This window comes from Streptomyces sp. NPDC016459 (assembly GCF_040632845.1).
In the GTDB taxonomy this organism is placed as follows: Bacteria; Actinomycetota; Actinomycetes; order Streptomycetales; family Streptomycetaceae; genus Streptomyces.
In genome coordinates this window covers 45,159-58,674 of sequence record NZ_JBEYCR010000004.1, presented here as the reverse complement: position 1 = coordinate 58,674, position 13,516 = coordinate 45,159, and the positions used below count along the sequence as shown (strand labels likewise).

The 13,516-nt window shown below is 70.4% G+C and carries 12 protein-coding genes, 3 tRNA genes and 1 pseudogene; 8 read left to right on the top strand and 8 right to left on the bottom strand.

Translation table 11 applies throughout. The annotated features are described in order from the left end of the window. The first annotated feature begins 147 nt into the window (after positions 1-147). Together ABZ567_RS12730 and ABZ567_RS12725 are read left to right on the top strand one after the other, a co-directional pair. Positions 148-1,608, top strand: a complete 1,461-nt coding sequence (locus ABZ567_RS12730) for a N,N-dimethylformamidase beta subunit family domain-containing protein (RefSeq protein ID WP_360787780.1) — start codon at positions 148-150, stop codon at positions 1,606-1,608. 96 nt (positions 1,609-1,704) lie between these two features. Continuing rightward, on the top strand, positions 1,705-2,613 hold the full coding sequence (locus tag ABZ567_RS12725) for a phosphoribosylaminoimidazolesuccinocarboxamide synthase (RefSeq protein WP_360787777.1): 909 nt from the start codon (positions 1,705-1,707) through the stop codon (positions 2,611-2,613). A gap of 67 nt (positions 2,614-2,680) precedes the next feature. On the opposite strand, the gene ABZ567_RS12720 is transcribed toward ABZ567_RS12725, so the two are convergent. The 5 genes and pseudogenes from ABZ567_RS12720 to ABZ567_RS12700 form a co-directional block, all read right to left on the bottom strand. Continuing rightward, positions 2,681-2,756: transfer RNA gene (locus ABZ567_RS12720), tRNA-Gly, on the bottom strand. A 22-nt stretch (positions 2,757-2,778) separates the two neighbouring features. After that, positions 2,779-3,392: pseudogene (locus ABZ567_RS12715) on the bottom strand (response regulator transcription factor). A gap of 218 nt (positions 3,393-3,610) precedes the next feature. After that, positions 3,611-3,683, bottom strand: a tRNA-Gly gene (locus ABZ567_RS12710). Positions 3,684-3,778: 95 nt separating this feature from the next. After that, positions 3,779-3,850, bottom strand: a tRNA-Gly gene (locus tag ABZ567_RS12705). A 144-nt stretch (positions 3,851-3,994) separates the two neighbouring features. Then, positions 3,995-4,336, bottom strand: a complete 342-nt coding sequence (locus ABZ567_RS12700; RefSeq protein WP_360787775.1) for an Lsr2 family protein — start codon at positions 4,334-4,336, stop codon at positions 3,995-3,997. A 366-nt stretch (positions 4,337-4,702) separates the two neighbouring features. Here ABZ567_RS12700 and purS point away from each other — a divergent pair, with 366 nt between their 5' ends. The 3 genes from purS to purL are packed head-to-tail and all read left to right on the top strand — an operon-like array spanning position 4,703 to position 7,874. Further along, positions 4,703-4,948, top strand: a complete 246-nt coding sequence (purS, locus tag ABZ567_RS12695; protein ID WP_360787772.1) for a phosphoribosylformylglycinamidine synthase subunit PurS — start codon at positions 4,703-4,705, stop codon at positions 4,946-4,948. Beyond that, positions 4,945-5,625: a phosphoribosylformylglycinamidine synthase subunit PurQ gene (gene purQ, locus ABZ567_RS12690; RefSeq protein WP_360787769.1), complete on the top strand. Its 681-nt coding sequence runs from the start codon at positions 4,945-4,947 to the stop codon at positions 5,623-5,625. The genes purS and purQ overlap by 4 nt, the downstream gene beginning before the upstream one ends. Next, positions 5,625-7,874, top strand: a complete 2,250-nt coding sequence (gene purL / locus ABZ567_RS12685) for a phosphoribosylformylglycinamidine synthase subunit PurL (protein ID WP_360787767.1) — start codon at positions 5,625-5,627, stop codon at positions 7,872-7,874. The genes purQ and purL overlap by 1 nt, the downstream gene beginning before the upstream one ends. Before the next feature lie 67 nt (positions 7,875-7,941). Here the strand turns inward: purL and ABZ567_RS12680 are convergent, their stop codons facing one another. After that, entirely contained in the window at positions 7,942-8,346 is a 405-nt protein-coding gene (locus tag ABZ567_RS12680; RefSeq protein WP_360787764.1) for a nuclear transport factor 2 family protein, read from the bottom strand. Between the two features lie 75 nt (positions 8,347-8,421). Here ABZ567_RS12680 and ABZ567_RS12675 point away from each other — a divergent pair, with 75 nt between their 5' ends. Both ABZ567_RS12675 and ABZ567_RS12670 read left to right on the top strand, forming a co-directional pair. Then, positions 8,422-9,210 (top strand): sterol carrier family protein, encoded by a 789-nt coding sequence (locus tag ABZ567_RS12675; RefSeq protein ID WP_360787761.1) that lies wholly within the window; start codon positions 8,422-8,424, stop codon positions 9,208-9,210. 35 nt (positions 9,211-9,245) lie between these two features. Beyond that, positions 9,246-10,064: an META domain-containing protein gene (locus ABZ567_RS12670; protein ID WP_360787759.1), complete on the top strand. Its 819-nt coding sequence runs from the start codon at positions 9,246-9,248 to the stop codon at positions 10,062-10,064. On the opposite strand, the gene ABZ567_RS12665 is transcribed toward ABZ567_RS12670, so the two are convergent. Continuing rightward, complete coding sequence (locus ABZ567_RS12665) at positions 10,058-11,458, bottom strand: sulfatase-like hydrolase/transferase (protein ID WP_360787757.1); 1,401 nt, start codon at positions 11,456-11,458, stop codon at positions 10,058-10,060. The two genes, ABZ567_RS12670 and ABZ567_RS12665, sit on opposite strands and share 7 nt — an antisense overlap. 75 nt (positions 11,459-11,533) lie before the next feature. Beyond that, a complete protein-coding gene (locus tag ABZ567_RS12660) occupies positions 11,534-11,626 on the bottom strand; it encodes a putative leader peptide (protein WP_360787754.1) in 93 nt (30 codons plus the stop codon). Positions 11,627-11,955: 329 nt separating this feature from the next. Here ABZ567_RS12660 and purF point away from each other — a divergent pair, with 329 nt between their 5' ends. Next, entirely contained in the window at positions 11,956-13,482 is a 1,527-nt protein-coding gene (gene purF / locus ABZ567_RS12655; protein ID WP_360787751.1) for an amidophosphoribosyltransferase, read from the top strand. Positions 13,483-13,516: the final 34 nt, after the last annotated feature.

Sequence of the window (13,516 nt, the reverse complement as noted above, 5' to 3'; positions counted from 1 at the left end):
CGCCACTGACAAAAGCACGCACCTGCAGCACGCATCAACAGCACGCGCCGGAGGCGAACAGCCCCAGTGCGCATCAGAGGCACAGGCACAAGGACACATCAGAGGCACTGACCAGCCGACCCGGGGGAGTCGAGGGAGGGGCGCAGCATGGGGGCGGACCAGATCAGGCGGTGGGAGTCGGGCGCGCTCGCGCACGCCGTCACCGATCCCTTCGGCCAGGGCCCCCTGCCCTGGCTGCGCGGGTCCGAGAACTACTTCGACGACACCGGCCAGGTGGTCCCCTGGTACGCGGACGAGATCCTGGCCCGGGGCGGCAGCGGCGGCCCGCGTACGGCCGACGACGTGCGGCGCCAGATCAAGGGGTTCGCGTCCGACGGGGCGGTGGCGCCGGGCGAGTCGATCGACTTCCACATCACGGTGGACCCGCCGCAGCAGTTCTCGGTCGACGTCTACCGGATCGGGCACTACGGCGGCGACGGCGCCGCGAAGATCACCACGAGTCCGCGTCTCTCCGGGATCGTCCAACCGCCCCCGCTGACCGCCGACCGCACGGTCTCCTGTCACCACTGGTGGCAGTCGTGGCGGTTGCAGGTCCCCACGTACTGGTCGATCGGGGCGTACGTCGCCGTCCTCACCACCGTCGACGGCCACCGCTCGCACATCCCCTTCACCGTCCGCGACGACCAGCCGGCCGATCTGCTCCTCGTCCTCCCGGACGTGACCTGGCAGGCGTACAACCTGTACCCGGAGGACGGCCGCACCGGCGCGAGTCTCTACCACGCCTGGGACGAGGACGGCCGGCTGCTCGGGGAGCAGGATGCTGCCGTCACCGTCTCCTTCGACCGCCCGTACGCGGGCGCGGGCCTGCCGCTCCACGTCGGGCACGCCTACGACTTCATCCGCTGGGCCGAGCGCTACGGCTACGACCTGGCGTACGCGGAGACCCGCGACCTGCACGCGGGCCGGGTCGATCCGAGCCGCTACCGGGGCCTGGTCTTCCCGGGGCACGACGAGTACTGGTCGGTGCCGATGCGCAGGACCGTCGAACTCGCCCGTGACCAGGGCACGTCGCTGGTCTTCCTCTCGGCGAACACCATGTACTGGCGGGTGGAGCTGGGGCCCTCGCCGTCCGGGGTGCCGGACCGGCTCCTCACCTGCCGCAAGCGGCGCGGCCCGGGCCGTCCGGCGCTCTGGCGCGAGGTCGACCGGCCCGAGCAGCAGCTCCTCGGCATCCAGTACGCGGGCCGGGTGCCCGAACCGCACCCGCTGGTCGTACGGAACGCCGAGCACTGGCTCTGGGAGGCCACCGGCGCCGGTGACGGCGACGAGCTGCCCGGCCTGGTCGCGGGCGAGGCCGACCGCTACTTCCCGCGCACGGCGCTCCCGGAGCACCAGGGCCGCATCCTGCTCGCCCACTCGCCCTACCGGGACGGCGAAGGGGCGCTGCGCCACCAGGAGACCTCGCTCTACCGGGCACCCTCGGGGGCCTGGGTCTTCGCCTCCGGTACGTTCGCGTGGTCGCCGGCGCTGGACCGGCCGGGCCATGTCGACGCCAGGGTCCAGCGCGCCACCGCGAACCTTCTCGACCGGATCTGTAAGAGGGACTGACCGGGGCCGACCAGGACTGACCGGGCCCGCCCGCCGCCGACCGGCCCCGGTGCGAGAGAATCGAACCGCTCCTGGATCAACCTACGCGGAGGAACCGTGTCCGGATTCGTAGAAAAGCCCGAGCCTGTCCAGGTCCCGGGCCTCACCCATCTCCACACGGGCAAGGTGCGCGACCTGTACCGGAACGAGGCCGGTGACCTCGTGATGGTGGCGAGCGACCGCATGTCCGCGTACGACTGGGTCCTGCCCACCGAGATCCCCGACAAGGGACGGGTCCTCACCCAGCTCTCCCTGTGGTGGTTCGACCGGCTCTCCGACCTGGTCCCCCACCACGTGCTCTCGACCGACCTCCCGGCCGGCGCCCCCGCCGACTGGGCGGGCCGCACCCTGGTCTGCACGTCGTTGAACATGGTCCCGGTCGAGTGCGTGGCCCGCGGCTACCTCACCGGCTCCGGTCTCGTCGAGTACGACGAGTCCCGTACGGTCTGCGGCCTCGCGCTGCCCGAGGGGCTGAGCGACGGCTCCGAGCTGCCGGCCCCGATCTTCACCCCGGCCACGAAGGCCGCGGTCGGCGACCACGACGAGAACGTGTCGTACGAGGAGGTCGCCCGTCAGGTCGGCGCCGAGACGGCCGCGCTGCTGCGCCAGACGACCCTCGCCGTGTACGGCCGGGCCCGTGACATCGCGCGCGACCGGGGGATCATCCTCGCCGACACCAAGTTCGAGTTCGGCTTCGACGGGGAGACGCTGGTGCTCGCCGACGAGGTCCTGACCCCGGACTCCTCGCGCTTCTGGCCTGCCGACCAGTGGGAGCCGGGCCGTGCCCAGCCCTCGTACGACAAGCAGTTCGTCCGGGACTGGCTGACCTCCCCGGCCTCCGGCTGGGACCGCAGGAGCGAGCAGCCGCCGCCGCCCCTCCCGCAGGAGATCGTGGACGCGACGCGCGGCAAGTACCTGGAGGCGTACGAGCTGCTGACCGGCAAGACCTGGTCCGACAGCTTCTAGGCGCCCAGCCGCCCGGTCGCGCGGGGCACGAGAAAGCCCCCGGTCGATTCGACCGGGGGCTTCATCATGGAGCGGACGACGAGATTCGAACTCGCGACCCTCACCTTGGCAAGGTGATGCTCTACCAACTGAGCCACGTCCGCATGCGCCGTAGCGCGCAGCCAACTATACCCAACCTTTCGCCTGCGCGAGCCGCACCGCCGTGTGACGGTTCTCGGCGCCGTGCTTCGCGGTGGCCGACGAGAGGTAGTTCCGGACGGTTCCGGGGGAGAGCGAGGCGCGCCGGGCGATCCCCGCGACGGGTGGCCCGTCGGCGGAGAGTTCGAGGACCTCGGCCTCCCGCGCGGTCAGCGGGGAGTCCCCCACGGCGATCGCGTCGGCCGCCAACTCCGGGTCCACGTAGCGGTTTCCTGCATGCACGGTACGGATGATCTCGGCGAGCCGCTGGGCGCTGACGGTCTGCGACGCGAAGCCGCGTACGCCGGCGGAGAGGGCCCGCTTGAGGTGCCCCGGACGGCCGTGACCGGTCACGATCATGGTGCGGCCACCGGGAGTTCGTCCCGCAGGGCCGTGGCGACCGTCACACCGTCCGCGCCCGGCATCTGCGGATCGAGCACGGCGACGTCGGGGCGATGGGCCCGAGCCATGGCGACCGCCTCGGGCCCGGTGGCGGCCTCGGCGACGACGACGAGGTCGTCCTCGATCCCGAGCGGCGCGGCGAGAGCGCCACGGATCAGATGCTCGTCGTCGGCGAGCGGCACGCGCAGGGGGACGGTCACGGGGCCAGGGCCCCGACCCGCGCCCGGCACCCGACCCGCGCCCGGTTGGTCATGTGTCCAGGCTTCCGGCGGGCGCGGCCGTCCGGCAGTGCGCGCTGTCACCACGGCTTCTGACGCATGTCATGAGGGGCGAGGGCGATGCGGCGGAGGAGGCGATGAGAACGCGGGGAACACGGCGAAGGCCCCGGTTCCTGAGAACCGGGGCCTTCGACTTCCTGAGCGGACGACGAGATTCGAACTCGCGACCCTCACCTTGGCAAGGTGATGCTCTACCAACTGAGCCACGTCCGCATTGCTGCCGCTCATCGGCCTTCTCGAAGGAGGACCCCGGGCGGTGCGAGCACTACTCTACCTGATCCACGAGAGTGGTCGGTCGAGCGATGCAGAGCGGGTGACAGGAATTGCACACTGCGCCTTCCCCCTGGAAGGGGGATGTTCTACTACTGAACTACACCCGCACGCTGCGTGAGGTGGGGCTTTGCGGCCTCGCCCCTCGGCGTGTTCCAGACTCTAGCGGATCATGGGGGGTGCAATGCAAATCGGTTCCCCCGGCCCGGTCCGCCGAGTCGCCCGCCCCGGCCCGCCGCGCTGAGCGGCGCCGCTCAACTCGCTTCGCGGAAGGCCTCGTAGACCCGCTTCGGGATCCGTCCGCGAGCGGGCACCTCCATCTTGTTGGACTGGGCCCAGGCGCGGACCGCCGCCGGATCGGGGGCGAGGGAGGTGTGGGTGTACGTCTCCGCCGAGGGGGTCCGGCCGGCCGCGCCCTTGGCCGGAAGCCTGCGGCCGGCGGCGAGGTACGGCGCGAGGGCCTTGCGGAGTTTCTTTGCATTGGCAGCATTCAGGTCGATCTCGTACATCTTCCCGTCAAGACCGAACGCGACCGTTTCAGCCGCTTCTCCGCCGTCCATGTCGTCGGAGAGAGTGACCACCACACGCTGAGCCACGGATATCGGTCCTTTCCTGCGGCCGACGCCGCGGGGGAGGTGCTTGTGGCGCCTCTGACGTGCGGTGATGTCGGCCTTGCGGCTGTTCCGGGACAATAATGCTTTCTTCTGGATTCCTTTGTACAGCGGCAGGTGTCGCATTGTGAAGCCCTGGCAATTGTTTCCGCGTGTCCCGGGGCAATGAGGTCCGCAATATTTCACTCGAATTTTCCGTGGGTGGGCCCGGGCAGGGGCATGGGTGGTGTGCGTGCGGTGAGCCCCTCCGGAGCCTGGCATTTGGAGGATCCTTCAGATCTCTACCCGCGTAGAATTTGGAGGCAGGTACGCTGAGGGAACCGCCCACGCAACACACCACCGGGAGTGCCAGTGGCACGCGTCGTAGTCGACGTCATGCTCAAGCCGGAGATCCTCGACCCTCAGGGGCAGGCGGTGCAGCGTGCACTGCCCCGCCTGGGATTCGCCGGAATCGCCGACGTCCGCCAGGGGAAGCGCTTCGAGTTGGAGGTGGAGGGACCGGTCGACGAGGCCGCCCTCGCCCGCATCCATCAGATGGCCGAAACCTTCCTTGCCAACACCGTGATCGAAGACTTCATCGTGAAGGTGGAATCGTGACCGCACGCATCGGCGTCGTCACGTTCCCCGGAACGCTCGACGACCAGGACGCGTTGCGTGCCGCTCGTCTCGCGGGTGCCGAGCCCGTCTCGCTCTGGCACCGCGACGAGGACCTCAAGCAGGTCGACGCCGTGGTCCTGGCCGGCGGTTTCTCCTACGGCGACTACCTGCGGGCCGGAGCCATCTCCCGCTTCTCGCCGGTGATGGAGCCGATCATCGAGCAGGCGAAGGCGGGCATGCCCGTCCTCGGTATCTGCAACGGCTTCCAGATCCTCACCGAGGCGCATCTGCTGCCGGGCGCGATGCTGCGCAACAACCACCTCCACTTCATCTGCCGTGACCAGAAGCTGCGGGTGGAGAACGCGGAGACCGCCTGGACCTCGGACTACACCGAGGGCCAGGAGATCGAGGTCCCGCTCAAGAACATGGACGGCCGGTACGTCGCCGAGGAGCGCGTCCTCGACGAGCTGGAGGCCGAGGGGCGGGTGGCCTTCCGCTACCTGGACATGAACCCCAACGGCTCGCTGCGCGACATCGCGGGCATCACCAACGCCGCGGGCAACGTGGTCGGCCTCATGCCGCACCCCGAGCACGCCGTCGAGCCCCTGGTCGGCACCGGTAAGACGGACGGCCTCGGTTTCTTCACCTCGATCCTCAAGAAGCTGGTCAACGCCTGATGACTCTGGACACGGTCAAGCACGCGGCCGAGACGCCGGACAGCGAGCAGCCCTGGAAGGACCTCGGCCTCAAGGAGGACGAGTACGCGCGCATCCGCGAGATCCTCGGCCGCCGTCCCACCGGTGCCGAGCTCGCCATGTACTCGGTCATGTGGTCCGAGCACTGCTCCTACAAGAGCAGCAAGGTCCACCTGAAGCAGTTCGGCGAGAAGACCCCCGCCAATGACGCCATGCTCGTCGGCATCGGTGAGAACGCGGGCGTCGTCGACGTCGGCCAGGGGTACGCGGTCACCTTCAAGGTCGAGTCGCACAACCACCCCTCGTACATCGAGCCCTACCAGGGCGCGGCCACCGGCGTCGGCGGCATCGTCCGCGACATCCTCGCCATGGGTGCCCGTCCGGTCGCGGTCGTCGACCCGCTGCGCTTCGGCGCGGCCGACCACCCCGACACCAAGCGCGTACTGCCCGGTGTCGTCGCCGGCATCGGCGGCTACGGCAACTGCCTGGGCCTGCCGAACATCGGCGGCGAGGTCGTCTTCGACTCCTGCTACCAGGGCAACCCGCTGGTCAACGCCGGCTGCATCGGCGTGATGAAGCACGAGGACATCCACCTCGCCAAGGCGTCGGGCCCGGGCAACAAGGTCATCCTCTACGGCGCCCGCACCGGCGGCGACGGCATCGGCGGCGTCTCGGTCCTCGCGTCCGAGACCTTCGACGACACGAAGCCGACCAAGCGCCCCGCCGTCCAGGTCGGCGACCCCTTCCAGGAGAAGCTCCTCATCGAGTGCACCCTGGAGATCTTCAAGGAGAAGCTGGTCGCGGGCATCCAGGACCTCGGCGGCGCCGGGCTCTCCTGCGCCACGTCCGAGCTGGCCTCCGCCGGTTCCGGTGGCATGCGCGTCGAGCTCGACCGCGTCCACCTGCGCGACGCGACCCTCTCGCCCGAGGAGATCCTCATGAGCGAGTCGCAGGAGCGCATGTGCGCGATCGTGGAGCCCGTGCACGTCGAGCGGTTCCTGGAGATCTGCGAGAAGTGGGACGTCATCGCCACCGTCATCGGTGAGGTGACCGAGGGCGAGCGCCTGGAGATCTTCTGGCACGGCGAGCAGATCGTCGACGTGCCGCCGCGCTCCGTCGCCCACGAGGGCCCGACCTACCACCGGCCGTACGCCCGCCCGGAGTGGCAGGACGCGCTCCAGGCCGACGACGCCGGCAAGCTGCCCCGGCCGCAGAACGGCGCCGAGCTGAAGGACCAGGTCCTGAAGCTCGTCTCGTCGCCGAACCAGGCCTCGAAGGCGTGGATCACGGACCAGTACGACCGGTTCGTGCAGGGCAACACGGTGCTGGCGCAGCCCGAGGACGCGGGCATGGTCCGTATCGACGAGGAGACGAACCTCGGCGTGGCCATGGCGACCGACGGCAACGGCCGGTACGCGAAGCTCGACCCGTACACGGGTGCGCAGCTCGCGCTGGCGGAGGCGTACCGCAACGTCGCCGCGTCCGGCGCCAAGCCGCTGGCCATCTCGGACTGCCTGAACTTCGGTTCGCCCGAGGACCCGGCCGTGATGTGGCAGTTCGCGGAGGCCACCCGTGGTCTCGCGGACGGCTGCCTCCAGCTGGGCACCCCGGTGACCGGCGGCAACGTGTCGCTGTACAACCAGACCGGTGAGGTCGCCATCCACCCGACGCCGGTCGTGGCCGTGCTCGGTGTGATCGACGACGTGAACCGCCGTACGCCGATCGCCTTCGCGGAAGAGGGCCAGCTCCTCTACCTGCTGGGCGACACGCGTGAGGAGTTCGGCGGCTCGGCCTGGTCCGAGGTGATCCACCAGCACCTCGGCGGCATGCCGCCGACCGTGGACCTCGACCGGGAGAAGCTGCTCGGCGAGATCCTGATCTCGGCCTCCCGCGACGGCATGATCGACGCGGCGCACGACCTGTCCGACGGAGGTCTGGTCCAGGCGGTCGTCGAGTCCTGCCTGCGCGGCGGGAACGGCGCGCGCCTGGTGGTCCCGGAGGACCTGGACGCCTTCACGTTCCTCTTCAGCGAGTCGGCCGGCCGTGCGGTCGTCGCCGTTCCGCGCAGCGAAGAACTCCGCTTCACCGACATGTGCGGTGCGCGGGGTCTGCCGGCAGCCCGGATCGGTGTCGTCGACGGTGACGTGGTGGACGTGCAGGGCGAGTTCACGCTCTCCCTGACGGAGCTGCGCGAGGCGCACGAGGCGACGATCCCGGCCCTGCTGGCCTGATGTTCGGACGTTTCACGTGAAACGGTCCCCGCCCTCGGGCGGGGACCGTTCGCGCGTCCGGCGCCGTCTATGCGGCCGTGCCCCAGAAGGCGTCGGACTGATCGATGTCCTCGACGCACTCGTCGATGTCGGTGATCTTCCCGCCGACGATGGTGAACACGAGCGCGCCCTGCATCTCGATGCCCCGGTCCCCTCGCTCCGCGAAGAACTTGTTGGCCGCCACGGCATGGCCGCGACCGTCCACGCAGACGCTGTGCAGTTCGACGCGCATCTTGCCGCCGGTGAGCTCGAACATCTGCCGGTACATGGCGAGGATGTTGTCCCGGCCCTTGAAGTGCCCGGAGATCTGGCTCTCACCGGGCATGTGGTGCGTGCAGTCCGCCGTCATCAGGGTGCCGACGGTCTCCATGTCCCCGCTGGTCCATGCCTCGAAGCCGCGGCGGACCAGGGCTGCGTCAGGGTGCTCAGCCATGGCTGATCGACCCCTCTCGTACGTGGGGGTGTGCGGGCGGCCCTCCCCCTCCAGTCTCCGACTACCCTCGCCCCCATGCCACCGGCCAAGAAGCGCACCCGTAGTTATGACTCCGCCAGGATCCGGGCGGCCGTGCTCGCCCAGTTCGGGCACGTACGGAAGGCGGTCGGGGCGCTCACGCCCGAGCAGCTCGACGCGCCGACCCGGCTCGGGGAGTGGACGGTACGGGACCTGGCGGCGCACCTCGCCTGGATGGTCGACTCCGTCCCGCAGCTCCTGGCCCTGCCGGAGCGGGGCGGGGACCGGCTCGCCCTCCTCGACTGGCCGTTCGTCACCGCCGGCGCGGCCGAGCGGATCGACGCGCACACCCGGGACATCGACGCCTCCGACCTGGCGGGACTGTACGCCCGCGTGGCGGACGACTACGAGCGGGCCGTGGGGGGCGCCGCCGACGAGCGGCTCCTGCCGGTGAGCTTCGGCCCCATGACCCTCGCCGATTTCCTGGTCACCAGGACCGTGGAGCTGGTCGTCCACACCGACGACCTGAACGCGGCGACCGGCGCAGCCGTCCCGTACGACCGGCAGGCCCTCGCCGCCTGCACCCGGCTGCTCGCCGACACGCTCGCGTCGAAGGCCCCGGGCGGCGCGGTGGAGGTGCGGATCCCGCCGTACGCGGTGGTGCAGTGCGTGGAGGGCCCCCGGCACACCCGGGGCACCCCGCCGAACGTGGTCGAGACGGACCCGCTGACGTGGATCAGACTGGCGACCGGCCGGGCCGGGTGGGCCGCCGAGCTGGACGGGGCGAAGGTCCGCGCCAGCGGCGAACGCGCCGACCTGGCCGGCCTGCTGCCGCTGATGGGCTGAGGGAACCGACTCCTCCGCGCGCCCGTCCCATCGCCATGAAGACGCCGCGTACGCCCCTCGCAGCAGCCGCCCTGGTCCTTCTCCTCGCCGCCTGCGGTACGGAAGGAGGTACCGGATCAGGTGGTGTGGCCACCGTCTCCCCCGACCTGCCCGTCGCCGGCACCCACTGGACGATCGACGCCGTGACGGTCGACGGGCGCAGGTCCGCCGCCCCGGACGGCGCGCGTGTCGACTTCGAGAAGAACGGCCGCGCCCGGGGGAACACCGGCTGCAACACCTTCGGTGCCGCCGTCGCGGTGAACGGCGACACCCTGACCGTCTCCCCGCAGGAAGTCACCGAGATCGGCTGCCCCGCCGACCGGCAGCGCTTCGAGCAGGAGCTGCTCAAGGCGTTCTCCGGTCGGCTCAAGGGGACGATCGAGGGCGACAGGTTCACCCTCGACTCGCCCGACGGCAAGGACGATCTGGAGCTGACCTCCGAACCGGCCGCCCCCCTGCGCGGCACCACCTGGAAGGTCGACGGCCTCGTCTCCGGTAAGACGGCGGCCTCGCAGCCCGCCGACAGCGAGGGCAAGGCGCGGATCGTCATCGGCGCGGACGGGCGGGTCTCCGGCAACCTCGGGTGCAACAACTTCTCCGCGACCGCCCGCGTCGACGAGAAGGCCCGCACCCTCACCGTCGACGGTCCGGCGGCGACCACCCGCATGATGTGCGCGAGCCCGCAGATGACGCTGGAGACGAAGCTGTACGAGCTCCTCGACGGCCCCCTCGGCTACCGCCTGGACCACCGGACCCTGACCCTCACCGACGCCTCGGGCGAGGGCCTCACCGCGGTCGCCGCCCCCGCTCAGTAGCGCAGGAGGCCCGCGTCGATCCGTTCCCAGGCCGTCCGCAGCGAGGCGGTCAGCCCGGGTTCGGCAACGGCCAGGTCCGCCTGCTCGCGGACGTCCCGGCCGAGGTGGAAGAGCTGGTCGCGGCCGGCCTTGCCCCGGTAGTACTTCCAGTCGCCCCGGCGCAGGGCCCGCTCGCCCCGCACCCGCCAGAACAGGTCCCGCTCGGGGACGTCGTCGCCGCGCAGCAGGTGCCCGGCGAGGCTCGTCCCGTCGAGCGGGAAGGCGGGGTGGGGGCGGGCCCCGGCCAGTTCGAGGAGGGTGGCGGTCCAGTCGGGGGTGAAGACCGGGAGGCGGCTGACCTGGCCGCCGTCGATCCGGGCGGGCCAGCGCAGGATCGACGGGACGCGGATGCCGCCCTCCTGGAGTGAGCCCTTGTTGCCGGTGAGCGGCCAGTTGTAGGAGAAGCGTTCGCCGCCGTTGTCGCTGGCGAAGAGGACGAGGGTGTCGCGTTCCTGGCCGGAGCGGCGCAGGGCGTCGAGGACCGTGCCGATCGACCGGTCGAGGTCCTCGACCATCTGCCCGTACTTCTCGAGGGAACCGCCGTCCTGGTGCCAGAGCGCACGTCCGTCGCCCGCCCTGATGCGGCGGGTGATCTCGTCACTGGTCTCCTTGTCGCCGTCGGCGACCCAGGGCCAGTGCGGGGTGGTGAAGTTCAGGTTGAGGAGCCAGGGCCGGTCGTGATCGCGGCCGATGTACTCGCTCGCCCGTTCGGTGAGGATCCGGGTGTAGTAGCGCAGGTCCTTGTACTCGGCGTCGCCCTCGTAGAGGTCGTACTCGCCGCTGAGGCCGAGCTTCGAGTAGTACTCCAGGGCCCCGCCGAAGTTGCCGAAGAACTCGTCCCAGCCGGATCGGGTGGGGGAGTGGTCGGGGAGGTAGCCGCAGTGCCACTTGCCGATGAGGGCGGTGGCGTAGCCGGAGTCGCGGAGCAGCGAGGCGAGCGTCGGGTGGGTGGGCTCCAGGCCTGCGGAGCGGTCGGCGATGGGTTCGGCGAGCCCGCCCTTCGTACGGCCCGGGTAGCGGCCGGTGTAGAGGCTGAAGCGGGTCGGGGAGCAGGTCGCGGAACCGGAGTAGGCGTCGGTGAAGCGGACGCCCTGGCGGGCGAGCCGGTCGAGGTTGGGGGTGCGGATGTGCGGCGAGCCGTACGAGGAGAGGTCGGCCCAGCCGAGGTCGTCGCCGAGGACGAAGAGGATGTTGGGCCGCCGGGAGTGCCGGCGCGGGCTCGCGGCCCGGAAGTCGCGCTCCTCGGGCGGGCCGGGCCGGGCGTGGGCGGGGGAGGCGGCGGCACCGAGGGCGGCGGCCGCCGCGGCACCGGCGGCGGCACCGCCGAGGGCACGACGGGACAGGGGTGTGGACATACGGGGTCTCCAGACGGAGGCACGGAAGAAGTGCGAAGAAGAGGAGAGGGAAGAGAAAGGGGGCCGCGGAAGCGGTCAAACGCAGCGACACACGGCGCCGGCGACACGGACGAGGTCCACGTGTCGGCGCTGGACGAGGGTGACCGAGGGGTCACGCGGGGGCTGCATGGGGCTGGAGCTTCGTCCAGCGTCCGCGTACCTGTCAACGACCGTCTCGTACCCCGGGATGACTGTGGCGACGGCGTTGCGGCGGTGTTTCCCAGGCCCTTCCCAGGGCTTCGGAGCGCCCCGGGATGCGAACTCCGTCACATCGCGCGGGCACCCCGGGGCTGGTAGGAGCGTCCGCCGTCGGGCGGTCGGAGGGCCGGAGCCCTTACCCCGCCTGGTTCGTAGGCCTCTCCAAGCCCGAGATGATCAATTCATAGGTTCGCACGAGTGGCGATGTCTCGGATTTCGCCAATTCGGACCAGTGGTCGAGCGCGTCTACACTCGGAAACGTGCCACGTGGTGACGGTCGACTCAATCACGACTTGCTTCCCGGAGAAAAAGGCCCCCAGGACGCTTGTGGCGTCTTCGGTGTCTGGGCTCCGGGTGAAGAGGTCGCAAAGCTCACGTACTTCGGGCTCTACGCCCTCCAGCATCGGGGCCAGGAATCCGCGGGAATCGCGGTCAGCAACGGCTCCCAGATCCTCGTCTTCAAGGACATGGGCCTCGTGTCCCAGGTCTTCGACGAGACCTCTCTCGGTTCCCTCCAAGGTCATATCGCGGTCGGTCACGCCCGCTACTCGACCACCGGGGCGTCCGTGTGGGAGAACGCGCAGCCGACGTTCCGGGCAACCGCCCGCGGCTCCATCGCGCTCGGCCACAACGGCAACCTGGTGAACACGGCGCAGCTCGCCGAAATGGTCGCCGACCTGCCCAAGAAGGAAGGCCGCGCGACCCGCGTGGCCGCGACCAACGACACCGACCTGCTCACCGCGCTCCTCGCGGCCCAGGTCGACGAGGACGGTGAGCCGCTCACCATCGAGCAGGCCGCCGCGAAGATCCTCCCCGACGTCCGGGGCGCCTTCTCCCTCGTCTTCATGGACGAGCACACGCTCTACGCGGCCCGTGACCCGCAGGGCATCCGCCCGCTGGTCCTCGGCCGTCTGGAGCGGGGCTGGGTCGTCGCGTCGGAGTCCGCCGCCCTCGACATCTGCGGCGCCAGCTACGTCCGCGAGGTCGAGCCGGGCGAGCTGATCGCGATCGACGAGAACGGCATCCGTACCTCGCGATTCGCGGAAGCGAAGCCCAAGGGCTGTGTCTTCGAGTACGTGTACCTGGCCCGCCCGGACACCGACATCGCCGGCCGGAACGTGTACCTCTCCCGTGTGGAGATGGGCCGCCGCCTTGCGAAGGAGGCGCCCGCCGAGGCCGACCTGGTCATAGCGACACCGGAGTCCGGCACCCCGGCCGCCATCGGTTACGCCGAGGCCTCGGGCATCCCCTTCGGCGCGGGCCTGGTGAAGAACGCCTACGTCGGGCGCACCTTCATCCAGCCGTCCCAGACCATCCGCCAGCTCGGCATCCGGCTGAAGCTGAACCCCCTCAAGGACGTCATCAAGGGCAAGCGCCTCGTGGTCGTCGACGACTCGATCGTCCGCGGCAACACCCAGCGCGCCCTCGTCAAGATGCTCCGCGAGGCCGGCGCGGCCGAGATCCACATCCGGATCTCCTCGCCGCCGGTGAAGTGGCCCTGCTTCTTCGGCATCGACTTCGCCACCCGCGCGGAGCTGATCGCCAACGGCATGTCGATCGAGGAGATCGGCAAGTCGCTGGGCGCGGACTCGCTCTCGTACATCTCCATCGACGGGATGATCGAGGCGACGACCATCCAGAAGCCGAACCTCTGCCGTGCCTGCTTCGACGGCGAGTACCCGATGGAGCTCCCCGACCCGGAGCTGCTCGGCAAGCAGCTCCTGGAGACAGAGCTGGCAGCGGGACCGGCCGCCACCGCGGCCGCCGACGCCCTCCGTCGCCCGTAAGAACCCGCTGCGACCCGCAGTACGGCGAGCAGTA